We start from the raw sequence: 24,093 nt of genomic DNA, 5'->3' as shown, positions 1-24,093 counted from the left end.
ATTGGCGTGTTGAAAGTCATAGCATGCCTCCCGCAGATTACGTGCCTAAGGAGCGAGTCCTCCCAGACGGGGTTTCCCGACTTTTGCCAGCTTCCGCGCGCGTCGCGTACACGCTACACCGCCTGGTTCCGCCTTGCGGCGCGATTGATCGACCGCCTGGCCGGTCAGCCCGCAGGACAGGGACGGAACGCGATCACTGGCGCCTGGGTTGCCCCACACCTTACACAAGCACCTGGCTCACACGCAGTTTTGACCATTTCAGATAGTCATAACGTTAGCGCTAGCGTAAATGGCGAGTGGAAACAACGTTAGAGACGGGGCGCATTTTCCCTGGCGCGCGAACCCGCCAAAGCGCGCAGGCACGTTCCTATAATCGGCTCCCGAAGTGCCCCAGGCATTTCAGGTTGCTGCGCCGGCAAGCCCCACGCAGCCGGGACGTGGTTTGGAGACAGACGAAAAAACATAGGAACCCTGATGAAAAGGACGCTTATTGGCCTTGCGGTGCTGGCCTCGGCATCGACCGCCGCTCACGCGCAAAGCCAGGTCACGCTGTATGGCCGTATCGACAACGGCATTCAGTATGAAACCGGCCTGCCGGGCAACAAGCACCAGGTCAGCGCGGAAAGCGGCGACTGGGGCTGCTCGTGGTTCGGGCTGGAAGGCGCGGAAGACCTGGGTGGCGGCACCAAGGCCATCTTCAAGCTGGAAGGGCAGTTGAATACGCAGAACGGCCAGTCGGCGGGCGCGCTGTTCGGCCGTCACGCCATCGTGGGCTTCGACAACGACCGCTACGGCACCTTCAAGATGGGCAACCTGGGGGCGGGCGAAATCTCGCAGGACAGCTGGGGCGCGGATCCGCAACTGATGCAGCGCTATGCCATCGCGACGCTCGTGCGCGGGCGCAACTGGGCGAGCGCCGCAAACGGCTTCGAATACCAGACGCCGGCCTGGAACGGCTTCCAGATGCGCGGCCAGTATGCGCTGACCAACAACACCAAATGGAATGCAGCGGCCACGCCCACCGGCCAGGGCCGCACGGACGGCATCGAAGCTGTCTACTCCTATGGGCTGGGCGATTTTCGCGTGATCTACGACGAAGTGCGCGGCGCGGATGGCACCTTCAACGACGTCTACCAGCACTCGCGCTCGATCCTTGCGGGCGGCACGCTCGTGTTCGGGCCGGTCAAGTTCTACGCGGGCTACCAGCACCTGAGCGCGCCGAACGCCACCAACGCAAGCGTGGGCGTGACCGACGCCTCGCAGCCCAACGGCGTCTCCGCACCGACCGCCGTGGATCACGAATGGGTCGGCGCAGCCTGGCAGGTCAACGCCGCCGCCGCGATCACGGCGGCGGTCTTCCACGCCAACGCCAACCACGGCAACGGCAACGCCACGCTCTACACGCTGGGCGGCACGTACAACCTCTCCAAGCGCACCTTCCTCTACACGGAAGCGGGCTACGTGCACAACAGTTCGACGTCGAACATCAACCTGGGCAACGGCTCATACGGCAACAACGACTACGACCCGGCGACGGGATCGTCGGCGAACGGCAACCCCAACTATGGACAAGGCCAGTTCGGCGTATTTGCGGGCGTGATGCATCTGTTCTGATTCGGGCAGCACGGATGCAAGCTGAAAGTCCCCATGGACAGGCGCGGCCAGACTTGGCCCGCGCCGCGCCGGCGTGGTCGTTCTCCTCCAGCCCTGACGCGCCGGCGTCCCTTTTTTCTTCGTCTTTCCTGCTTTTCCCGCACGCTGCGCGCATCGGGAATACCCCTGTCCGGGCGTGCTTGAAGCGTGCCGTACTGGCGTGCTATCTTGAGAACGTTAGCGATAACGTTCAAGGCGTGCGGCGGATCGTGCCGAAGCAACCATAATTAAGCGCGCCGGCAAGGTGGAGAGCCTTCAATGGAAAAGCGTGTGTCCAAAGCGATGTTCAAGGCCAAGGCCTGCGAACTGTTCCGCCAGGTCGAACTGCTCGGCGAAAGCGTGGTGGTGACCGACCGCGGGCAACCGACCATCGAAATCCGGCCGTATCGCGCCAAACGCAAGAGTCCGCTCGATTCGCTGCGCGCTTCCATCGTGCATTGCGATATCGAAGGCGCGGACGGGCGTTTCATCCCGGCAAGCCACGAATAGCGTCCGCTCATGGTCGCCCTGGACACCTGCGCGCTGGTCTACTGGCTGCGCGGCGATCAAGCGTTGAGCGAGCCCGCACGCAACGCGATAGACAACGCACTGGAAGAATCCGAAGTCCTGATTTCCACCATCAGCGTGCTGGAAGTCGCGCAGTTCGTGGAAAACGGGCGGCTCGCACTGTCGATGGACACGCGGCGCTGGCTCGCCACGCTTGCGTCGCTGGAGGGCGTGCGGATGGTGCCCGTGGATACGGCAATCGCGGTGCGCGCCACGACCCTGTCGCCGCAATTGCCGCCGCCGCAGCGGATTGTCGCCGCAACCGCCCGCACGCTGGGCGTGCCGCTCGTCACCCCCGATGCGCGCGTGCGTGCACTCACGCATATCGACACGATCTGGTAAGGGCGCCGCGCAGATTCGCTTCGGAATCCTGCTCAAGCCTTTGCGCGCGAACGCGTCGCCTTGCGCGGCGCAGCCTGGGACGCTTGCGGGGCTTGTTGCGCTTGTTGCACTTGCGCCGCGCTCTGGCGCACGACGAGTTCGGCGGGGAAGGTCGTGCGCTGGGCGAGCGCGTCGCTGCCCTCGATCTGCGCAAGCAGCGCATTCACAGCCGAACTCGACATCTGCTGGAACGGCTGACGCACGGTCGTCAACGCGGGATGAAACTGCGCGGCCATCGGAATATCGTCGAACCCCACCACGGAAATATCGTCGGGTACGCGCAGGCCCGCTTCGCGCACCGCTGCGATTGCGCCGAATGCGCTCTGGTCGTTGGCCGCAAAAATCGCCGTAGGCGGCTCCGGCGACTTCAGCAGGTTCGACGCCAATTCAAAGACCGTCATCTGCGAGAGATCGCTGCTTGCGACCAGTGCCGGGTCGCGCGCGAGGCCGTGGCGCGCGAGCGTGTCGTGATAGCCGCGTTGCCGGTCGCGCACGCCTTCGATGGCCTCGTCGCTGCCCAGAAACGCAATGCGCTGGTGACCGAGCGAAACCAGGTGCTCGACGGCCATGCATGCGCCGCCGTAGTTATCCACGGACACGGAAGGAAAGCGGTTGAGCGTGCCGCGCTGGTCGATCACCACCACGGGCACGCGTGCAGCGGCCAGCGCGTCGAGGTTCATCGTCTCGCGCGGCAGGATCACCAGCAGGCCGTCGGAAAACTGGCGCACGAGCTTGATGAGTTCTTCGTGCGAATGGCTGTCGTCGGAGACGGTGTAGACGAGCACTTCGCAGCCCGCTGCGCGCGCCGCGCGGCTTGCGCCCAGGATCAGTTCGTTGGAGAACTGCGTGTCGAGCGTGGGCGTCATGATGCCGATGATGCCGTTGCGACCGCCCGAGAGCTTCTGCGCCGTGCGATTGACGACATAACCGATGTCGGCGGCGATACGCAGCACCTCGTCGCGGGTTTCGCGCGAGACACCGGTGCGCCCGTTGAGCGCGCGCGAGGCCGTCATCTGCGATACACCGGCGCGCTCGGCAACATCGGCAAGCGTGGGATTTTGCTTGGTCATGCGACGAACCTGGATGAAGGAGTGTGCAGCGAGACCAAGGCGATATCTGGTAACGCTATCGTTACAGTTCGATCGATTCTAGCAGAAGGCCTGGCGGCCTCTCATCGCCGTTGGCCATGCGGCCAGGGGGCGTTGTACGGATGCCGCATGCGGGTTAATACCGTCTGGCGAAAACCCCTGCGCACGCAGTCATCGTTCGATCACCGTGGCGGTGCATAATGAACTCCCTGCCGATAGCAGTCGATGGCCTTCCGCCCAGGAGCCCGCCATGCAAGCGAGGAACGAGGAATTCGTCGCCCATCTGCTCTCCGATCTCGTGGAATTCGCGCGTGCGCGACTGCCCGAATCGACCTTCCAGATCGTCGAGCCTTTCCTGCGTCATTACTACGATTTCGTCGATGCCGAGGACTTGCGCAGCCGCTCGATCGCCGACCTCTACGGCGCCGCGATGGCGCACTGGCAGACCGCGCAGCGCTTCGTGCCCGGCACGGAACGCATGCGGGTCTATAACCCGATTCTCGAACAGCACGGCTGGCATTCCGATCACACCGTCGTCGAGATCGTAAACGATGACATGCCGTTCCTCGTCGACTCGGTGTCGATGGCCGTCAACAAGCTCGGGCTCGCGCTGCATTCGGCCATGCACCCGGTGTTTCGCATCTGGCGCGGCCCGGACGGCGCGATCACGCGCGTCGACGTGGGCGGCGCGGGCGCCGACGACGGCCAGTCGCAACTCGCTTCGTTCATCCACTTCGAAATCGATCGATGTGGCGACGCAGCAAAGCTCGACGAGCTGCGCCACGATATCGCTAAAGTGCTTGGCGACGTGCGCGCCTCGGTCGAGGACTGGCCGAAGATCGTGGAGGTCGCGCGCGAGACCATCAAGACCATGATAGCGCGCGAGAGCAGCGCGGAAGACATCGAATCGCGCGCCTTCCTCGAATGGATGGTGGCCGATCATTTCACTTTCCTCGGCCAGCGCGACTACGCACTGGTCGAACACGACGGCGGCTTTGGCCTGCGCGGCGTGGAGGGCTCGGGACTCGGCATCCTGCGCGAATCGCTGCGTGCGCCCGGCGTGCCCGACGTCACGCCGCTGCCGCCCGCCGCGACCGAGATCATCTCGGGGGCATGGCCGATCTTCCTGACCAAGGCGAATTCCCGCGCCACCGTGCATCGGCCCGGGTATCTGGACTACGTGGGGATCAAGCTGGTCGGGCCGGACGGCAAGGTGTGCGGCGAGCGCCGCTTCGTGGGGCTGTACACCTCGACGGTCTACATGGACTCGATCAGCGAAATCCCGATCGTGCGCCGTAAATGCGCGAACATCGTGCGGCGCGCGGGCTTCCTGCCGAAGGGCCACCTGGGCAAGTCGCTCGTCACCGTGCTGGAAACCTGGCCGCGCGACGAACTGTTCCAGGCCAGCGAAGACGAACTCTACGATATCGCGCTTGGCGTGCTGCGTCTGCAGGAGCACCAGCGCACGCGGCTATTTGTGCGGCGCGACCGGTTTGGCCGCTTCGTGTCGTGCCTCGTCTACGTGGCGCGCGACAAATACAACACCGATTTGCGACGCAAGATCGCCCATTTGCTGCGCGAAGCGTTTAACGGCGAATCGGTCGAGTTCACACCGCTGCTTTCCGAATCGACACTCGCACGTATTCATTTCGTCGTCCATATCAAGTCGGGCGAGATGCCCGAAGTCGATACGCGCGAACTGGAAGCGCGGCTCGTGCAGGTCACGCGCCGCTGGCAGGACGATCTCGCCGATGCGCTGCTCGACGCATTCGGCGAAGAGCAGGGCACGCGCCTGCTGCACCGCTACGCCGATTCGTTCCCCGCCGGATATCGCGACGATTACCCGGCGCGCACGGCGGTGCGCGACATCGAGCTGATCGAGCGCGTGCAGGGCACGCGGCGCATCGCCATGAATCTCTACCGACCTATCGAGGCCGGCCCGCGCGCGTTTCGATTCAAGGTCTATTGCGCGGGCGACGCCATCGCGCTTTCGCGCAGCCTGCCGATGCTGGAGCATCTTGGCGTGCGCGTGGACGAAGAGCGGCCTTACGTGATTCAGGTGCCAGGCTGCGAGCCCGCGTGGGTTCACGATTTCGGCCTCGAACTGGCCGACGACGCCGAATTCGATATCGAGCGCGTCAAAGACCTGTTCGAAGACGCGTTCGAAGCGGTCTGGACGGCCCGCATCGAGAACGACGATTTCAACCGCCTCGTACTGCGCGCGTACCTGGGCGCCCGCGAAGTCACGATCCTGCGCGCCTACGCCAAATATCTGCGCCAGGTGGGCTCCACCTTCAGCGATGCCTATATCGAGCGCGCGCTCACGGGCAACCCCGCCATCGCGCGGCAACTGGTCGAACTGTTCCTGATCCGGTTCGATCCGCGTGCTGGCGACGGCACTGTGGTGACGGCCGCGCGCACGGCGCGCATGGAACTGGCGCTCAAGGCGATTGAAGCCGCGCTCGACCAGGTGCCCAATCTCGACGAGGATCGCATCCTGCGCCAGTTCCTCGGCGTTATCAACGCGACGCAGCGCAGCAACTATTTCCGCCGCGATGCCGACGGCGCGCCGCTGCCCGCGCTCTCGTTCAAGTTCGACCCGTCGCAGGTGCCGGGCCTGCCCGAGCCCAAGCCGATGTTCGAGATCTGGGTCTATTCGCCGCGTGTGGAGGGCGTGCACCTGCGCGGCGGACGCGTGGCGCGCGGCGGCCTGCGCTGGTCGGATCGGCGCGAGGACTTCCGCACTGAAGTGCTGGGCCTCATGAAGGCGCAGATGGTGAAGAACGTCGTGATCGTGCCGGTGGGGTCGAAGGGCGGCTTTGTCGTCAAGAATCCGCCACCGATGACGGATCGCGAGGCGTGGATGCGCGAAGGCATCGCCTGCTACCAGACCTTCCTGCGCGGCTTGCTCGACCTCACCGACAACCTCGAAGGCAACGTGGTGGTGCCGCCGCCCGACGTCGTGCGCCACGATCCCGACGACCCCTATCTGGTGGTTGCGGCAGACAAGGGCACAGCCACGTTCTCCGACTACGCCAACGCCATTTCGCAGGAATACGGTTTCTGGCTCGACGATGCGTTCGCCTCGGGCGGCTCGGTCGGCTATGACCACAAGAAAATGGCGATCACGGCGCGCGGCGCGTGGGAATCGGTCAAGCGCCACTTCCGCGAAATGGGCGTCGACACCCAGGCGAGCGATTTCACCGTGGTGGGCGTGGGCGACATGTCGGGTGACGTGTTCGGCAACGGCATGTTGCTCTCGCCGCATATCAGGCTGCTGGCCGCGTTCGATCATCGCCATATCTTTCTCGACCCGAATCCCGATACGGCCGTGAGCTTCGCGGAGCGCAGCCGCCTGTTCGCGCTCGACCGCTCCAGTTGGGCCGACTACGATCCCGCGGCGATCTCGGCGGGCGGCGGCGTGTTCGCGCGCACCGTCAAGACCATTCCGCTGTCGCCCGCCGTGCAGTCGGTGCTCGGCATCGATGCGGCGGCGCTCACGCCCAGCGAACTGATCCGCGCGATCCTGCAGGCGCCCGTCGACCTGCTTTACAACGGCGGCATTGGCACCTATGTGAAAGCGGCGCATGAAACCAACGCGCAGGTGGGCGACCGCGCCAACGACGCCGTGCGCGTCAACGGTGCGGATCTACGCTGCAAGGTGGTGGGCGAGGGCGGCAACCTGGGCGTCACGCAATACGGCCGCATCGAGTTCGCGCAGAACGGCGGGCGTATCAATACCGATGCCATCGACAACTCGGCGGGCGTGGATTGTTCGGATCACGAAGTTAACATCAAGATCCTGCTGGGCCTCGTGGTGGCCGATGGCGAAATGACCACGAAGCAGCGCAACACGCTGCTCGCGGAAATGACCGATGAAGTCGGCCTGCTGGTGCTGCGCGACAATTACTACCAGACCCAGGCGCTGTCGATTGCGGGCCGCTATAGCGCCGAATTGTTCGATGCCGAAACACGCCTGATGCGCTGGCTCGAACGCGCGGGCCGCCTGAATCGCGTGATCGAGTTCCTGCCGACCGACGACCAGGTGGCCGAGCGTCAGGCCGCGAAACTCGGCTTCACGTCGCCCGAACGCGCCGTGCTGCTCGCCTATAGCAAGATGTGGCTCTACGACGCGCTGCTCGCTTCGGATGTGCCGGAAGATCCGCTCGTCGCAGCGCTGTTGATCGACTACTTTCCCGTGCCGTTGCAGGAGCGCTTCATTGCGCCCATGCAGCGCCACCCGCTGCGCCGCGAGATCCTCGCCACGCACCTGACGAACGCGCTCGTGAACCGCGTGGGTTGTGCGTTCGTGCATCGCCTGATGGAAGAGACCGACGCGCGCCCCGGCGAGATCGTGCGCGCCTGCATCATGGCGCGCGACGTGTTCGGTCTCGACGATGTCTGGCGCGATATCGACGCGCTCGACAACCGGGTGCCCGACGACGTGCAGGCAAGCATGTTCGTCGATGTCGCGCGGCTGCTGGAACGCGCGGCGCTCTGGTTCCTGCGCCACTTGCAGGCGGGCGCAGTGGACGGCGTGGGCGTCAATACGCTGATCGCGCGCTGCCGCGACGCGGCGCAGCGGCTCGCGCCGCAGTTGCCGACGCTGTTACCCGCGGCGGATCTCGAAGCCCTGGCGGCGCGTCAGGCGGCGTTGGTGAACGCGGGCGTGGAAAGCGCGTTGGCGGTGCGGGTGGCGAGCGGCGAGCTGTCGGTCGCGCTGCTCGATATCGCCGATGTGGCGGCGGCGTGCGAGCGGCCGCTCGAATGGGTCGCGGCGGTGTATTTCGCGCTGGGCACGCGCCTGAACTACGGCTGGATCAGCGAACGCGCGGCCGCGCTGCCAACGCCGACGCACTGGGACACGATGGCGCGCGCGGCGGCGCTCGCGGAAATCGGCCGGCTCAAGCGCGCACTGACGATGAGCGTGCTGGCCGACGCGCCCGAGACGGCCGACCCTCAGGCGCTGGTGGACGCGTGGTGCGGCCAGCACGAGGCGGCGCTGGAGCGCTACGCGCACCTGCTCACGGAACTGCGCGCGACGAGCGGCGTGAGTCTCTCGGTGCTGCTGGTGATCGTGCGCGCGATGGCGATGCTGGAAAGGCCTTGACGCAAGCGCGGATATCCCGCCGGGCTGGACGGGCGGTAGAGCGTGGGTCGACAATAGGCGCCTGACACATTCGATAGCGCCCGTTTCGCCGATCCCGCTTTGCTCCATTCGCCATGAAAATCATCCGCAGCAAGACCTTCACCGCCGGGCGCGCCTGGGGCGCGCTCGACATCGCCAATATGGGCGGCATCACCACGCGCCTGCACTGGACAGACCAGCCCTACAAATGGCACGTGAACGACGGCGAGGAAGTCTTCGCCGTGCTCGATGGACGTGTGGAGATGCGTTACCGCGAAGCGGGCGTCGAGCAACAAACCGTGCTGGAAACCGGCGACGTGTTCTATGCCTCGGTCGGCACGGAGCATGTCGCGCACCCGCTGGGCGAGGCCCGCATACTCGTGATCGAAAAAGCGGGCAGCGTCTAAACGACCGTTCCGCAAAGTCCTCAAACGCGCCGCTCGAACGATTGCACGATCTCGTCGATGGTGGCGCGAATGCGCGCCGTACGGCGCAAGTCTTCGTGCGTGACGAGCCACACTTCATAAGGCAACGCACGCCTGCGTGTCGGCCAGATGCGGATAAGGCCATCGCTCACGCCCATGCTTTCGGGTATCTCGCCCAGGCCCATACCGGCCTTGATGGCCGCGCGCGCGCTCAGGTTCGAATCGAAGCGGGCAACGATGCGTCCGGCGTGAAGCGGCTCTCCTGCCAGCGTCGGCACGCGCGCCGCATCGATATAAGGCTGATACACCACCAGATCGTGTCCCGCAAAGGCCTGGCCTGGCTCCGGCTCGCCGTATCGATCCAAGTAGGCCTTCGATGCGAACAGCCCCATTTCCCAGCTGGCCAGTTGCCGCGCAACCAGACCGGGATTGCCGGGGCGCACCGTCCTGACCGCGATATCCGCTTCGCGCTTGGCGAGGTTAAGCAGTTTCGTCGAGGTGCTCAGGTGCACGCATACGTCCGGGTGCTTCGCGTGCAGGCGCTCGATCGCGGGCACTACGAATTCGAGCGCGAGCGCGTCGGTCGTCGTGAGCTTGACGTCGCCCGCGAGCCGCTTGTCGAGCCCTTGCGTCTGCCGCGTCAGGTCGTGGGCCGCGCGCTCCATGCTTTCGGCGTGCTGCACGGCAATCTGGCCCGCAGGCGTGAGCGTATAGCCCTTCGACGTGCGCACGAACAGCGCTGCGGCCAGGCCCTGTTCTAGCGTCGCGAGTCGCCGTCCCACCGTTGCCTGGTCGAGATTGAGCGTGCGCGCAGCGGCGCGCAAGGTGCCTTCGCGATGGATCGCGAGAAAGATGCGGGCGTCGTCCCAGTTCATGATGGCTCCATTCCATGCTGATGCAATTTTGCATCACTGCGTCAGCAATTTGCTGCGTGGCACGCGAGACCTCGAAAACTATACTCGTCTGCAGATCAGAGGCGTGCAGTTCAACGAACCTTCCGGTTCCCACGCCCGTCGATCGAGCTTACGAGGATGAATCGATGTCGAATGCAGCACACAATGCACACAACGTTCCGCCGACCATGTCGGCAGTCGAGATTACGCAGCCGGGCGGCCCGGAAGTGCTGGCGCCCACGGTGCGCGCCGTGCCGACGCCTGGCCCCGGCGAGGTTCTGATCCGCATTCACGCGGCAGGCGTCAACGGCCCGGACGTGTTTCAACGCAAGGGGCTTTACGATCCGCCGCCGGGCGCATCCGACCTGCCGGGCCTGGAAATAGCGGGTGAAGTGGTCGCGCTCGGTGCGGGCGTCACGCGCTTCGTGCTGGGCGACCGCGTCTGCGCGCTGGTGCCCGGCGGCGGCTATGCCGAATACGCGACGGCGCACGAATCGAACACGCTTTTCATTCCGCAGGGATTGAGTCTCGTGGAAGCCGCCGCCATGCCCGAGACCTTCATGACGGTCTGGCTCAACATGTTCCAGCGCGGCAAGCTCGCGAAAGGCGAGACCGTGCTGATTCACGGCGGTGCTTCAGGCATCGGCACGGCGGCGACGATGTTCGCGAAGGCCCTGGGCGCGGGCCGCATCATCACGACGGTCGGTTCCGACGAGCAGCGCGAGGCGAGTCTTGCACTGGGCGCGGATCTCGCGATTGATTACCGCCACAGCGATTTTGTCGCCGAAACGCTGGCCTTCACCGAAGGCAAGGGCGCCGATGTGATCGTCGACATCATCGCGGGCGATTACGTCGCGCGCAATTTCGCAGCGGCGGCCGTGAACGGGCGCATCGTGCAGATTGGCGTCATCAAGGGGCCAGCCACGCAGGTCGACCTGTTCCCGATGCTCACCAAGCGGCTCACGCATATCGGCTCGACACTGCGTTCGCGCACGCATGAAGAGAAGGCCGAGATCATTCACGAACTCGAAACGCACATCTGGCCGCATATTCGCAGCGGCAGCGTGAAGCCGATGATCTATCGCCAGTTCGCGCTGGAGGATGCGCGCGATGCGCACACGCTGATGGATTCGGGCAAGCACATCGGCAAGATCGTGCTGACCACGCGCGCGGCAGCATCGCAGTAAGCGCAACAGGAGCGCAAAACAAGCGCAACGCGAGCGCGCCCGCAAAAAACAGCGGGCGCGCTCGCACGGTGCGTGCTTTTACAGGCCCACTTCCTTCAACAACGCTGCGGCGGCCAGCTTGCCGAGGTTGTGCGACGCCAGCGGACTATCGCCGGTGATGAGCTTGCGGTCGGTATGGCAGCGCCCGTCGATGCCGCGATTCAGCACTTTTACGCCGAGTTTTTCGAGGCTCTCGCCCACGAGCCACGGCAGCAGTCCCGGCATATAGCCGATCTCCTGATTCGCCCCTGTGTCCAGCGAGTCGGGAAACACGCAGATCTCGTAACCCTTGAACGGATAGTCCGCCGGGTCTTCGTCCACGGCGGCGGCGAGAAGACACGCGGGGCCGTGGCAGAGCGTGACGATGTACTTGTCGTGATCCATCGCCCATTTGAGCACCTGCTTGACCTCCGTGCTGTACGGAATGCCCGCGAGCACGCCATGGCCGCCCGGCACGAACACGGCGATATACGGCGAATCCTCGCCAAGGCTCTTTTCCAGCACGTCCGCGAGCTTGAGCGGTTGCTTGAGCTTCGGCAGATACTTGCGATACGTGCCCAGCACGGCCTCATCCTCGTTCGGCATGGCCCAGAGTTCGAGCTTGGCGGGATTGCCCGAAAGCGTGGCGACATCGACTTCGAAACCGGCCTGATCCATGTGGTGGATCGGCAGCAGCATCTCGACAGGGTGATTGCCCGTCGAGAAGAACTTGCCGTTGGTCGTGAGGATGTAGCGCTCGTCGGTCGCAATCATCAGCACCTTCCATTTGCCCTCTTTATAGGGGTTCGGATAGGTCGTGCCGTCGAAATCGGTTTTCGACGCGGTGTACTGCGTGAGCGAATAGGGCGAGGGAAAAAATGCGTTGTGTTCGGCGTGATCGGGCGAGGGGGCGCGATCGGACGCCTGTTGAGCGGCGGTCATGAGATCTCCTTGAACGGGATATCGAGGGCTTTGGGAACGTAAGGGAGGTTCGAAATCGGCGACGTGGTGGCGGGCGCCCAAGCGCAGAGTCCGGGCAATTTTCGAGGCGCGGCGCGATCCACAGAGAGCATGGTAGGAAATCGCAGGCCGCGCACAAAGCCCCCCGAACGGGTGGGCAAAACATCGGATGAAACGGCTCGCTCAGTCCTGCGCGACGCGCACGACGACCTTGCCGAAGTTGCGGCCCGCCAGCAGTCCGAGAAACGCTTCCGGCGCGCGTTCGAGCCCATCGACGATATCTTCCTGGAGCTTGACTTTGCCCTCTGCGATCCACGCGCTCATGTCGCGCAGGAAGGCGTCGAAACCGCTCGCGTAGTGATCGCCGATGATGAAACCCTGCATGCGAATACGTTTGAACAGCAGCATCTGCAGGAAGCCGGGCAGCATGTCGGGCGTCGGCGGCGCGCCATCGGCGTTGTATTGCGAGATCAGGCCGCACAGCGGAATGCGCGCGCCCACGTTGAGCAACGGCTGTACCGCGTCGAACACCTCGCCGCCCACGTTCTCGAAGTAGACGTCGATGCCAGCAGGGCAGGCAAGCGCCAGTTGCGCAGCGAAGTCAGGCGCACGGCGATCGAGACACACGTCGAAACCTAGTTGTTCCGTGACGTAGCGGCATTTTTCCGCGTCGCCCGCAATGCCCACCACGCGCGCGCCCTTGAGCCTCGCGATCTGACCCACGACGGCTCCGACCGCGCCGCTCGCGGAGGCCACCACCACGGTTTCGCCGGGCAGCGGCTCGCCGATTTTCAGCAGGCCCCAATACGCCGTGAAGCCGGTCATGCCGAGCACGCTCAACGCATGCGACGGTTCGGCGATGCCATCGAGCGCCGTGAGCGCGCCACCGTGCGCCAGCGCGTAGTCCTGCCAGCCTGCATTTGCCAGCACGAGGTCGCCGGCCTTGAATTGCGCATGTTTCGAATCGACCACCCGGCTCACGGTCGCGCCGACCATCGGGTCGCCAAGCGCGACGGGCGGTGCGTAGGAGGCCGTATGGTTCATGCGCGTGCGCATATAAGGATCGAGAGACAGCCAGAGCGTGCGCAGCAGCACTTCGCCGTCGCCGGGCGCGGGCACCGCGCTTTCGTGGAGACGGAAATTGTCGTGCGTGGGCGCGCCCAGCGGGCGCGAATGAAGCACCACGCGGCGATTGACGATCGGCGATTGCGACATCGGAACATCCTCAAAAAAAGTTGCGACGCGAGGCGCGGGAACAACGTGCAACCCGCTTGCGTCGAGGCAGGCGGATTGTAGGGCGGCGAGTTGCACCGAATACCTCGTCGCAAGGAAATCATCGTTGCACGCGGCGTGCGAATGCGCGTGCACGCGCGTCCACGCCCGTTACGGCGCAGCCCCCCAATCAGGGGGCTGAATCCGCCGAGGCGCTTCGCTAGCCTGTTGCATCCGATTCGCGAACGTCTATCGAAGAGATTGGCATGACTAAAGAACACGCAGGGAACACGACGAACCACGCCGACACGGCGTATGCCTATCCGCTCCTCATCAAGCAGTTGCTGCACACGACGCTCGCGACCTGCCCGGAGCAGCAGATCGTCTATGGCGACGCGGTGCGCTACACCTACTGGGATTTCAGGCACCGCCTCGGGCAACTGGCCAGTGCACTGGCCGATGCGGGTGCGAGTGCGGGCGACACCGTGGCCGTGATGGACTGGGACAGTCATCGCTACCTCGAATGCTATTTCGCCGTGCCGATGATGGGCGCGGTGCTGATGACCGTGAATGTGCGGCTTTCACCCGATCAGGTGCTCTATACGCTCAATCATTCGGCGGCGAAGGTTCTGCTCGTACACCGGGACTTCCTGCCGATGCTGGAGAGCCTGCGTCCCAGACTCACGACGGTGCGCACGTTCATCCTGATTGGCGACGACGCCGAAGACGCCGCGCATCCCGCCACGCATCCCGCCACGCATCCCGCAGCGTTCCACGGCGAATACGAAGCGCTGATGCGCGCCAGTTGCCCCGACTACGCATTCCCCGACTTCGACGAGCACACCCGCGCGACCACGTTCTACACCACGGGGACGACCGGGCTGCCCAAGGGGGTGTCGTTCAGCCATCGCCAGCTCGTGCTGCATACGCTTGCGGGGATGGCCGCGCTCGGCAGTGCGCGCGAGCAGGGCCGCGTGCATCGCGAAGACGTCTATATGCCGATCACGCCGATGTTCCATGTGCACGCCTGGGGCATGCCTTATATTGCCACCGCGATGGGGCTCAAGCAGGTCTATCCGGGCCGCTACACGCCAGAAAACCTGCTGCGCCTGATCGAGCGCGAGGCCGTCACGTTCTCGCATTGCGTGCCGACGCTGCTGGACATGCTGCTGGCCTGTCCGGCGGGCGCGGCGCTCGACCTGTCGCGCTGGAAGGTGATCGTGGGCGGCTCGCCGCTTTCGGAAGGCCTGACGCGGGCCGCGCGCGAGCGTGGCATCGACGTGTACACCGGTTACGGCATGTCTGAGACGTGTCCGCTACTCACGCTCGCCCAGGCGCGCGGCGAGACCGGGCAGCCTGGCGACGTCGGCGTGCGCACGCGCGCGGGCATGCCGTTGCCGCTCGTCGACCTGCGCATCGTCGACGAGCATATGCGCGACGTGCCGCGCGACGGCAAATCGGCGGGCGAGGTCGTCGTGCGCGCGCCGTGGGCCACGCAAGGCTATCTGGGCGACGCGCAGGCCAGCGCCGCGCTCTGGGCGGGCGGCTATCTGCATACGAACGACATCGGCGTGATCGACGCCGACGGCTATCTGCAGATCACCGACCGCATCAAGGACGTCATCAAGACGGGCGGCGAATGGGTGTCGTCGCTGGAACTGGAGAACCTGCTTTCGACGCATCCCGGCGTGCGCGAGGCGGCGGTGATCGGCGTACAGGACGCGCGCTGGGGCGAGCGGCCGCTTGCGCTGGTCGTGCTCGCCGAGGGCCATGAAAGCGTCACGCCCGCGCAGTTGCAGGCGCATATCAAGCGCGTCGCCGAACGCGGCCTGATCTCGCGCTATGCCGTGCCCGAGCGGCTGCTGATCGTGGAGAGCCTGGAGCGCACCAGCGTCGGCAAGATCAACAAGCGCGCGTTGCGCGAACGCTATCAGGACACGAAAACAACGCGCCAGCCCCCTAAGCGGGGGGCTGATCCGGCAGCCCCGCCGCGCCGATAATGCCTGTTCCGATGGCGGCGCGCCGCCTTGCACAACCCGCGGATCATGATGGACATGCTCGAAAACATGCGTACTTTCGTGCGCGTCGTGGAGGCCGGCAGTTTCACGGCAGCTGCGAAGCGCATGGATACTTCGACGGGCATGGTGTCCCGCGCGATTTCCCAGCTCGAAGACTACCTGGAGACGCGGCTGCTGCAACGCACGACGCGTCACCTTGCGCTCACCGAGAGCGGGCGGCGCTACTTCGAGCGCGTGCGGCCGATCCTCGGCGATGTCGACGAGGCCAACGCCGAGGCGCGCAATGCGCTCGTGCGGCCCTACGGGCGGCTGCGCGTGCATGCGATGCCGGGGCTTGCGCAGCGCCACGTGACGGCGTCGGTCGTGGCCTATCGCGAGCTTTACGCCGATGTCGGCGTCGAACTCACGCTCTCGCAGCGTCTGCCCAATCTGGTCGAGGAGGGCTATGACGTTTCCGTGCTCAGCGCCGCGTCCTTGCCCGATTCGGGCTATATCGCCCAGCAGATCGGCGTGAGCTACAGCGTGCTGGTGGCGTCGCCCGCATGGCTCGCGCGCCACGGCGTGCCGCGCACGCCTGCCGATCTCGCGCGGCACGCCTGCGTCGGCCTCGATACGCCCGCCGCGCCCGCGCACGAGTGGCGCCTGCAAGGGCCGGACGGCGAATCGGTGCATGCGCTCGGCGAACCCGCGTTGCAGATCAACGAACCCGAGGCGCTGGCCGTCGCCTTGCGCGCGGGCAGCGGCATCGGGTCGCTCGCCATATACTCGGTGATCGACGATCTACGGGCGGGCACGCTTGTGCGCGTGCTGCCGGAGTACCGCCTGCAGACGCTCAACGTCTACGCGGTCTATGTGTCGCGCGTCTATGTCGATGCGCGCATCCGCACCTTCGTCGAGCATCTGCGCGCGACGCTCGCGCCCGCGCTGTCTACCGAGGAACAGGAGATCGAGCGGCTCGTGCGCGTCACGCCCAGCGTGGCCGTGTTGCCGCTCAGGAGCCAACCGCGCCGATGAATCCACGCCCCGACAGGCGCCGCCGTGGCGCGAGCACAGACGGCGCGGCCGCCGCGCTGATCCACACCAAGCTTGCGCCCGCGCATGCGCGCGAGCAGGTGACGCGCGCCGCGCCGCTCGAACGTCTGCGCGCGGGCCGCGAGCGCAGGCTCACGGTGGTGTGCGCACCGGCGGGTTACGGCAAGTCCACCTTGCTGGCCGAATGGCGCGCCGCGCTGCTGGCGCAGGGCGCACAGGCCGCCTGGGTGAGCTTCGACGACGAGGACGACGAGCCGTCCACCTTCGCGGCCTACCTGATCGCCGCGGTGGTGGAAGCGAGCGGCGGCGTGGGCGCGCGCGCCCAGCAGCAATTGCGCGAGCGCGCCGTGCTGCCGATCCACGTCGCCTTCGCGGAACTGCTCAACGAACTCGCCGCCGTCGACACGCCGCTCTATCTCTTTCTCGACGATGTCGACCGTCTCGAAGCACCCGCGATCCACGAGGCGCTGTTCAGCCTCCTGCGCCATGCGCCCGATCACCTGCATGTCGTGCTGGGCTGCCGCTCGACGCCCGCGCTGCCGCTTAGCTATTTCGCTTCGCGCGATCAGCTCGTCTGGCTCGACGCCGACATGTTGCGCTTCACGCGCAGCGAAGCCGCCGAATTCGTGCGGCGCGTGGCGGGCAAGGAACTCGCGCTTGCGGATCTCGAAGCGCTGGTCGGTGCGACCGAAGGCTGGGTGTCGGGCCTGCAACTGGCGGCGCTGGCCTTGCGCGACGATGTGGATGCGGCGCAGGTTGTGCGTCGCATCGCCCAGGCGCGCGGCGGTATCGCGGCATACATGAACGAAAACGTCATGCACGTCCTGCCGCAGCCCGTGCGCGAATTCCTGCTGGCGACTGCCGTGCTCGAACGCATGACGCCCGCGCTGTGCAATGCGCTCACGGGCCGCGACGACGCCCACGCCATGCTCGAATGGCTCAGCGCGCGCAATCTCTTCGTGAAGGCGCTCGACGGCGAGGCGCAGTGGTTCCGCTATCACGCGCTGTTCTCGCAGTACCTGCGCGACGAGTTGCAGGTGCGCAGACCCGAGGCCTTGCCCGCATTGCATCGTGCGGCGGCGCGCTGGCTGGGCGCGGCGGGCCTGTGGCCGGAGGCGGTGCGTCATGCGCTCGCGGCGGGCGAAGTGGGACAGGCCGCCGACTGGGTCGAGTCCTGCGCCATGGAACTCATCGCGGCGAGCGACGTGCGCACCGTGCTCAACTGGATCGCGCGCCTGCCGGACGCCGCGTTCGAAGGCCGCGTGCGCTTGCGCCTGGCGCACGCGTGGGCGCTGGCGCTTTCGCTGCAGATCGTCGCCGCGCGCCGCGCGCTGGAGCGTATCGAAGCGGATATCGGCAGTGGCAAGCTCGCCATTGACGACGTGGCCGCGCTGGAAGTGCTCGCGGTGCGCTCGCTGGTCGCGGGACTCGCCGACGAAAGCGCCGAGTCGCTGCGGCTGGGCCGTCAGGTGCTCGATGCCCAGCCGTCCGTGGGGACATGGGTCGAGCAGATCGGCCAGACCACGCTGATTTTCGGCTTGAGCTATGCCGGCGGGCTGGACGAAGTGCTGCGCCTGCGCGCACGCGACGAAGCCGCCAGCGACGCGCTGCTCTATTCGAATGTCTACCGGCGCAGCATGAGCGGACTGGGCGAATTCGTCGCGGGACGACTGCACGACGCGGCGCGGACGTTCGAAGGCGCGCTGCGCATGGCCGAGGAGCGCGCGGGACGGCTGTGCGCGGCGGCGGCGTTGCCGGCCGGTTATCTCGGCGCGATCTGGTACGAGTGGGGCGACCTCGCGCGCGTGCGCGAACTCCAGCGCGAGCGCCTGCCGATTGCGCTGCAGGCCTGCTCGCTCGGGCCGATGCTGCGCTTCGCGCTCACGGCGGCGATGGAACTCGTGCACGGACGCGATTTCGGCGGCGCGCAGGCGTTGCTGCACGACGTCGAGCGCGTCGCGGCCGGGCGGCAATGGCTGCGCCTTCAGGCGGCGTGCATGGGCGCGCAGGTGCGCGTGAGCCTGATCGAAGGCAATCTCACGCAGGCGCATCGCCACGGCGAGGCGCTACGCGCGCTCGCGGAATTCGACGACAACGCGCCGCCCGCCGCAGGCAGCGGCATCGAAACGTGGTCGTTCGCCCAGACGGCCCGCGCGCGACTGCTCCTGCACGACGGCCATGCCGCCGAAGCCGCAGCGCTATTCGGCAGCGTGCATCGCGAATTGAGCGCGCGCGGCATGCCCTGGTTCGCCGCGCAGGCCGCGCTGCCCGCGGCGCTGGCTTCGCACGAAGCCGGCGACGGCGAGGCGGCGCTCGCACTGCTCGCGCAGGCGCTGGCTTACGGGCAGCGCAATGGCCTCGTGCGCAGCGTTGTCGACGAAGGGGAGCGCGTCGTGGCGCTGCTGTCGGCCATCGGCCAGAACCTGGCGCGCTTTCCCGGCGTGAGCGTCTGGTATCTCGACGAACTCAAGGCGGCTTTCACGGCCACGGCGGCGGACGGACGCGACGCCCGGCCGGATGAGTCGCGCCAATCGGCTGCGAGTCTTGCCGCCAGCAACCTGAGCGCGCGCGAAGTGGAAATTCTCGACTATGTGGCGCGCGGACTTTCGAACAAGGAAATCGCCCGCGCGCTGCGCGTCGCACCCGAAACCATCAAATGGCATCTCAAGAATATCTTCGAGAAGCTCAACGTGAATTCGCGCATCCAGGCCGTGCGCACCGGCCTGGCCTTCGACATGCCCGCCGTGCGCCCGCCAGTCCCCACGGCGGGCGCGGCCAAGCGGCGATGAACCCGGCGCAAGGCGAAACGCGCTATCGTCACGTCCTGCCTGTCCCTGCGAGAGCGCCTTCATGGACTTCCCCGATAACCCGGTCGATGCGAACCCGATCGGCCCGAACCCCGTCGCGCGCGTGTTCGCGCAGTCGCAACTGTCGATTGGCCTGTCGCTGCCGGTGCTGCCGCCCGATACCCACGTCGCCGATTTCCGCGAGCAGGTCGCGCTTGCCCATCACGCCGATGCGCTGGGCTTTCGCGCGCTCTGGGTGCGCGACGTGCCGCTCAATAGCGCCGATTATCCCGATCCCGTCGGCCATCTCGATCCGTGGGTCTTGCTTGGCGCGCTGGCCACGCATACACAGCGCGCCGCGCTCATCAGCGGCGCGATCGTGCTGACGCTGCGCCATCCGCTGCATATCGCCAAAGGCGCGGTATCGGTGAGTCATTTGTCGGAAGGGCGCTTCATTCTGGGCCTGGGTTCGGGCGACCGTCCCGCCGAATACGCGGCCTTCGGCCAGGACGGCGAGGCGCGCCGCGAACTGTACCGGCGTCATTGGGGCACGCTGGCTGCCGCGCTCGCGCCGGATTCGCGCGTCGTGCCGGACTTCGCACCAACCGATGCGCCCGGATTCTTCCTGCTGCCGCGTCCGGCGACGACCGTGCCGATGCTCGCCGTCGGCTCGGGCGGGCAGAGCGTGGACTGGATCGCGCGCAATGCGATTGGCTGGATGACCTACCATCGCGAGCCCGAGGCGCAGCGCTCGCGCCATGCGCTATGGCGCGCCGCCGTGGATCGTGTCGCGCCCGGCGCGTTTCGCGCCTTCGGCACCGCGATGCGCCTGCAACTGAGCGACGCTGCGCACGAACCGGCAACGTCCGTCCCGCTGGGCTATCGCACCGGGCGCATCGCGCTCGTCGGGCTGCTGGAGGCGATGCGCGACGCGGGCATGCAGCACGTCACCTTCAACCTGGGCGGCGAGCGCCCCGCGCGCGAAGTTCTCGACGAACTGGCCGCCGAGGTGCTGCCGCATTTTCACGCGGACTAAAGACCGCGCGCGCGGTTATCCGCGCAGCACGCTTTCCATCGTCTGGGCAATGCCCAGCACGCGCGCGTCCGCGAGCGCCAGGCCCGCGACGCTCAAGCCCACCGGCGCCGCGCCTGGCGGCGTGCACGGCAGCGATACCGCGCAGCCATCCAGAAAATTCACCACCGACGGATTGCGCAGCACCAGCGCGTTGGTCGCGGCGAAGTGCGCGGCGTGAGCTTCGAGCGCGGCGATGGCGGGCGGCACGATGGGCACCGTGGGCATGACAAAGGCGTCGAATCCGGCTAGCGCGCTACGGGCCTCGTCGATGGCGGCGGCGCGGGCCGCGAGCAGGTCGAGGTAATCGGCCGCGCGTGCGGCCTCGCCGTGACGGATGCGCGCGAGCACACGCGGATCATAGGCATCGGCTTGCGTGTGCAGGCGCTCGCGGTGCGCCGCATAGGCCTCGATCGGCGAAAAGCCGTAGCGATTGATCGTGGGCAACGCGTCGAGCAACGGCAGGCGCAGCGGCACGAGGCGCGCGCCCGCGCGGGCGAGCTTCGTCAGCGCGGCTTCCCACGCCTGCGCGACTGTTTGATCCATGCCTTCGGTCACGTAGTTCGAGAGCACGGCCAGGCGCACGCCGTCGAGCGTCGTGCGCCTGGCGTCGTGCTGATCTACCTCGAAGCCAGGCGTGGACAGCACACGGTCGAGCAGCGCGCAGCAGGCCACGTCCGGCGCAATCGCGCCTACCGTGTCGAGCGTGGTCGAGAGCGGGAACACGCCTGCGGTGGGCGTGCGGCGTGCCGTCGGCTTGAAGCCGGTCAGGCCGCAGAACGCCGCCGGGATGCGCAGCGAGCCGCCCGTGTCGCTGCCGAGTCCCGCCGCCGCCATCCCTTGCGCGACCGATGCCGCCGCGCCCGAGGACGAGCCGCCCGCCACGCGCGCTGCGCCGTCGGTGCCATCGGTGCTGTCGTTCCAGGGCGAGCGCGGCGTGCCGCGCCACGGGTTCAGCCCAAGGCCCGAGAACGCGAACTCGCTCATGTTGGTGCGGCCGATCAGCACCGCACCTGCGCGGCGCAGGCGGGCGACGGCAGGCGCATCGGCGGTGGCGGGCGCGACCTCGTCGAGCACGCGCGAACCGGCGCGCGTGCGTTCGCCCGCAACGTCGAACAGATCCTTGATGGAAACGGGCAGGCCCGCCAGCGGCGAGAGCTTCACGCCCGCGCGGCGCAGTGCGTCCTGGGCGTCGGCCAGGCGGCGCGCGCCGTCGGCATCGACGTGAATGAAGGCGTGCGCGCCGTCACCGCCCGCAGCGGCGATGCGCTCTAGTGCGGTTTCGACGAGCGCGCGGCTCGTGGTCGTGCCCGCGTCGAGCGCGTCGGCGAGTTGCTGTAGCGGGGCGGCGGGCGGGAAGTGGGTCGTCGGCATGGTGGTGCGATAGGGCTAACGTGAGGGCGGATCAGGCGACCACGGGCAGCGCGTGCACGCTGTAGCGCTGGCGCAGGCTGCGCTTGAGCACGGGGTCGTGCAGTTCCATGTCGAAGCTTTCGCCGCTGGTCATCGCTGCGAGTTCGCCGTGCACGCTCAGCGTGCCGCTGAACATCGCGCAACGTGCGGGCAGCGCAGCCTCGCTGCCTTGCGCCGCGCTGGCGTAGCCTTGCCAGAGCGCGGGCGGCGGCAGCAGGCCGTCCACCGCGCCGTGCTGGTACGGGCGCGCGTTGCCGTTGGCGTCGATCAGCGAGGCGCGCAATTCCAGCTTGTCCCAATGCGCGGCCACATCGGCGTAACGCCACGCCTCGCGTGCGAGCGGCTTCGCGCAGACCTGCTTCGAGACCGCGACGCTATAGGCTTCCGCCTTGCGGTCGGTGTGATCGGAGCCAATCGTCACGAGCGTGCCGAGCGGGCTGTCCATCAGCACGCATTCGATCTCACCGCTCGTGTGCGTGCCGAGCACCTCGACGGTCTGCGCCTGGGTGAGCTGGTCGGCGGCCACGCGGTAGAAGCACGGCGTGCTCGACGGCGGCGCGACGCCCAGCGCGGCGAGTTCGTCGATATGCGCCTGGATGGCCTGCGCGTCGCGCCCGGCCCAGCCGGCGATCACGAGCGTGTCGATCTCGACGGGCACGGTCGCGGCGGCGCCGTCGACGGGGATAACGGTGAAGGAAAGCGTAGTCATGGTGCGGAAGTACAAAAGCGTTGGGGTGAGAGAGGCCACGGCATGCCGCGCGCGGCGCATGCCGGAACCATTTGAAGCCGTTTCGTTTCGGGTGCGCCCGCTTATTCGTCGAGCGGACGGTGCGCCGTTTCCCGCGCGGCCAGCAGCGCAATCGACGTGACGATCAGCGCGCCGCTCACGTAGAGCGACACCGCCGTGGTTGCGTGCCACGTCCGGTACAGCGCGACGATGATGAGCGGCGCAAAGCCGCCGCCCAGGATCCCGGCCAGCGTATAAGCGAGCGAGGAACCGGCGTAGCGCACGCGGGTGGGGAACTGCTCGGTGACGAATGCCGCCTGCGGGCCGTACATGACAGCGTGAATCACGAGGCCGATCATCACCGCCAGCACGATCAATACGGGCTGCGAAGTATTGACGAGCGAGAAGAAACCGAACGCCCACACGATCGCGGCCAGCACGCCGCACAGGTAGACGGGGCGACGCCCGAAGCGGTCGGAGAGCGCGCCGAACAGCGGCACGGTGGCGGCGTTGCAGGCGGTGCCCGCGAGCACGGCGCCCAGCGCCAGCGAGCGCGAGAGATCGAGCACCGTCGTCACGTAAGTCAGCGTGAAGACCACGAGCAGCGCGTAGAGCACGTCCGAGCCGATGCGAGCGCCGCCCGCGATCAGCAGCCTGCGCCAGTGCTGCGAGAAGACTTCCGCGACGGGCACCTGGACGGTGGCGTGCGCTTCGTTCAGCTTCTCGAATTGCGGCGTCTCGCCCACGCTGCGACGCACCCACAGGCCGAAGCCGACGAGCAGCAGGCTCGCGAGGAACGGCACGCGCCAGCCCCACGAAAGGAACGCATCGGGCGCGACGGCCAGCGTGAGCAGCGCGATGAAACCCGTGCCCAGCAGCGTGCCGAACGACGGCCCGACCTGCGCCCACGAGGCGTTGAGGCCGCGTTTCTTCTGGTCGCCGTGTTCGACCGCGAGCAGCACCGCGCCCGCCCATTCGCCGCCCAGCGCGATGCCCTGCACGAAACGCAGGCTCACCAGCAGGATCGGGCTGAGAATGCCGACGCTGGCATAGGTGGGCAGCACGCCCATCAGCGCGGTCGTGATGCCCATGAGCACCAGCGTGAGCATGAGCACGGCGCGCCGGCCCACGCGGTCGCCGAGGTTGCCGAAAATGAAGCCGCCGAGCGGGCGCGACACATAGCCCACCGCGTAGGTGGAGAACGCCAGCAGCGTGCCCGCGAGCGGATCGACCGACGGGAAGAACAGGTGGTTGAAGACCAGCGCGGCAAGCGTGTTGTAGACGGTGAAGTCGTACCACTCCAGCGACGTGCCGACCATGCTGGCCGTGGCGAGACGGCCGCGTCCGGCGCGCGGCTGATCGAGCGCCGCGGTGGACGTCGAAGCGGACGTCGATGACGAATCGGTCTGGGCGAGAGAGTTCATCGGGTACTCCAGGTGTGGAAGCGGCACGCCGTGCGTGCGGCGTGCTCGGGTTGTGGTCGCTGTGGTCGTTGTGTTCGACGTTGCCTGCGCGTGTCGGACGCCGTGAATGCCTCAGGCCGACAGGCGCCAG

17 protein-coding genes are annotated in these 24,093 nt (G+C 66.8%); 10 read left to right on the top strand and 7 right to left on the bottom strand.

Annotated features, from left to right (window positions below; genetic code table 11):
• The first annotated feature begins 474 nt into the window (after window positions 1–474).
• The 3 genes from BBA01S_RS32765 to BBA01S_RS32755 all read left to right on the top strand — a co-directional run bounded on the left by BBA01S_RS32765 (window position 475) and on the right by BBA01S_RS32755 (window position 2,541).
• Window positions 475–1,614 (top strand): porin, encoded by a 1,140-nt coding sequence (locus BBA01S_RS32765; RefSeq protein ID WP_027820125.1) that lies wholly within the window; start codon window positions 475–477, stop codon window positions 1,612–1,614.
• 297 nt (window positions 1,615–1,911) lie between these two features.
• Window positions 1,912–2,142, top strand: a complete 231-nt coding sequence (locus BBA01S_RS32760; protein ID WP_027820124.1) for a type II toxin-antitoxin system Phd/YefM family antitoxin — start codon at window positions 1,912–1,914, stop codon at window positions 2,140–2,142.
• Between the two features lie 9 nt (window positions 2,143–2,151).
• Window positions 2,152–2,541, top strand: a complete 390-nt coding sequence (locus tag BBA01S_RS32755; protein WP_027820123.1) for a type II toxin-antitoxin system VapC family toxin — start codon at window positions 2,152–2,154, stop codon at window positions 2,539–2,541.
• Window positions 2,542–2,573: 32 nt separating this feature from the next.
• Here the strand turns inward: BBA01S_RS32755 and BBA01S_RS43845 are convergent, their stop codons facing one another.
• Window positions 2,574–3,650, bottom strand: coding sequence for a LacI family DNA-binding transcriptional regulator (locus BBA01S_RS43845; protein ID WP_042298304.1), 1,077 nt, complete (start codon window positions 3,648–3,650; stop codon window positions 2,574–2,576).
• A 268-nt stretch (window positions 3,651–3,918) separates the two neighbouring features.
• On the opposite strand from BBA01S_RS43845, the gene BBA01S_RS32745 reads away from it, so the two are divergent.
• Together BBA01S_RS32745 and BBA01S_RS32740 are read left to right on the top strand one after the other, a co-directional pair.
• Entirely contained in the window at window positions 3,919–8,778 is a 4,860-nt protein-coding gene (locus BBA01S_RS32745) for an NAD-glutamate dehydrogenase (protein ID WP_027820122.1), read from the top strand.
• Between the two features lie 113 nt (window positions 8,779–8,891).
• The gene (locus BBA01S_RS32740; RefSeq protein ID WP_027820121.1) at window positions 8,892–9,203 is read left to right on the top strand and encodes a cupin domain-containing protein; all 312 of its coding nucleotides are present in this window, start codon (window positions 8,892–8,894) and stop codon (window positions 9,201–9,203) included.
• Between the two features lie 20 nt (window positions 9,204–9,223).
• Here the strand turns inward: BBA01S_RS32740 and BBA01S_RS32735 are convergent, their stop codons facing one another.
• Window positions 9,224–10,096, bottom strand: a complete 873-nt coding sequence (locus BBA01S_RS32735) for a LysR family transcriptional regulator (protein ID WP_027820120.1) — start codon at window positions 10,094–10,096, stop codon at window positions 9,224–9,226.
• Between the two features lie 164 nt (window positions 10,097–10,260).
• Between BBA01S_RS32735 and BBA01S_RS32730 the strand changes: the two genes are divergently transcribed.
• A complete protein-coding gene (locus BBA01S_RS32730) occupies window positions 10,261–11,301 on the top strand; it encodes an NAD(P)H-quinone oxidoreductase (RefSeq protein ID WP_245641654.1) in 1,041 nt (346 codons plus the stop codon).
• Window positions 11,302–11,379: 78 nt separating this feature from the next.
• On the opposite strand, the gene hchA is transcribed toward BBA01S_RS32730, so the two are convergent.
• Window positions 11,380–12,261 carry a glyoxalase III HchA gene (gene hchA, locus BBA01S_RS32725; RefSeq protein WP_027820118.1) on the bottom strand — a complete coding sequence of 294 codons (882 nt, stop codon included), beginning with the start codon at window positions 12,259–12,261 and terminating at the stop codon, window positions 11,380–11,382.
• A 201-nt stretch (window positions 12,262–12,462) separates the two neighbouring features.
• Window positions 12,463–13,494, bottom strand: coding sequence for an NADP-dependent oxidoreductase (locus BBA01S_RS32720; protein ID WP_027820117.1), 1,032 nt, complete (start codon window positions 13,492–13,494; stop codon window positions 12,463–12,465).
• A gap of 263 nt (window positions 13,495–13,757) precedes the next feature.
• Here BBA01S_RS32720 and BBA01S_RS43840 point away from each other — a divergent pair, with 263 nt between their 5' ends.
• The 4 genes from BBA01S_RS43840 (at window position 13,758) to BBA01S_RS32700 (ending at window position 20,363) form a co-directional block, all read left to right on the top strand.
• Window positions 13,758–15,491 (top strand): fatty acid--CoA ligase, encoded by a 1,734-nt coding sequence (locus tag BBA01S_RS43840; RefSeq protein ID WP_084162695.1) that lies wholly within the window; start codon window positions 13,758–13,760, stop codon window positions 15,489–15,491.
• A 48-nt stretch (window positions 15,492–15,539) separates the two neighbouring features.
• Window positions 15,540–16,523 (top strand): LysR family transcriptional regulator, encoded by a 984-nt coding sequence (locus tag BBA01S_RS32710; protein WP_027820116.1) that lies wholly within the window; start codon window positions 15,540–15,542, stop codon window positions 16,521–16,523.
• The gene (locus BBA01S_RS43835) at window positions 16,520–19,330 is read left to right on the top strand and encodes a LuxR C-terminal-related transcriptional regulator (RefSeq protein ID WP_042298303.1); all 2,811 of its coding nucleotides are present in this window, start codon (window positions 16,520–16,522) and stop codon (window positions 19,328–19,330) included. Before BBA01S_RS32710 ends, BBA01S_RS43835 begins: the two co-directional genes overlap by 4 nt.
• Window positions 19,331–19,391: 61 nt before the next feature.
• Window positions 19,392–20,363, top strand: coding sequence for a TIGR03571 family LLM class oxidoreductase (locus tag BBA01S_RS32700; protein WP_042298302.1), 972 nt, complete (start codon window positions 19,392–19,394; stop codon window positions 20,361–20,363).
• Between the two features lie 15 nt (window positions 20,364–20,378).
• On the opposite strand, the gene BBA01S_RS32695 is transcribed toward BBA01S_RS32700, so the two are convergent.
• The 3 genes from BBA01S_RS32695 to BBA01S_RS32685 form a co-directional block, all read right to left on the bottom strand.
• Complete coding sequence (locus BBA01S_RS32695) at window positions 20,379–21,773, bottom strand: amidase (RefSeq protein ID WP_027820114.1); 1,395 nt, start codon at window positions 21,771–21,773, stop codon at window positions 20,379–20,381.
• 31 nt (window positions 21,774–21,804) lie between these two features.
• Window positions 21,805–22,521 (bottom strand): DUF2848 domain-containing protein, encoded by a 717-nt coding sequence (locus BBA01S_RS32690; protein WP_027820113.1) that lies wholly within the window; start codon window positions 22,519–22,521, stop codon window positions 21,805–21,807.
• A 101-nt stretch (window positions 22,522–22,622) separates the two neighbouring features.
• Complete coding sequence (locus BBA01S_RS32685; protein WP_027820112.1) at window positions 22,623–23,963, bottom strand: MFS transporter; 1,341 nt, start codon at window positions 23,961–23,963, stop codon at window positions 22,623–22,625.
• Window positions 23,964–24,093: the final 130 nt, after the last annotated feature.

It is taken from the genome of Paraburkholderia bannensis NBRC 103871, assembly GCF_000685015.1.
GTDB lineage: Bacteria > Pseudomonadota > Gammaproteobacteria > Burkholderiales > Burkholderiaceae > Paraburkholderia > Paraburkholderia bannensis.
Note: the sequence above shows the minus strand (reverse complement) of the source record. Positions and strands in the feature narration are given on the sequence as shown.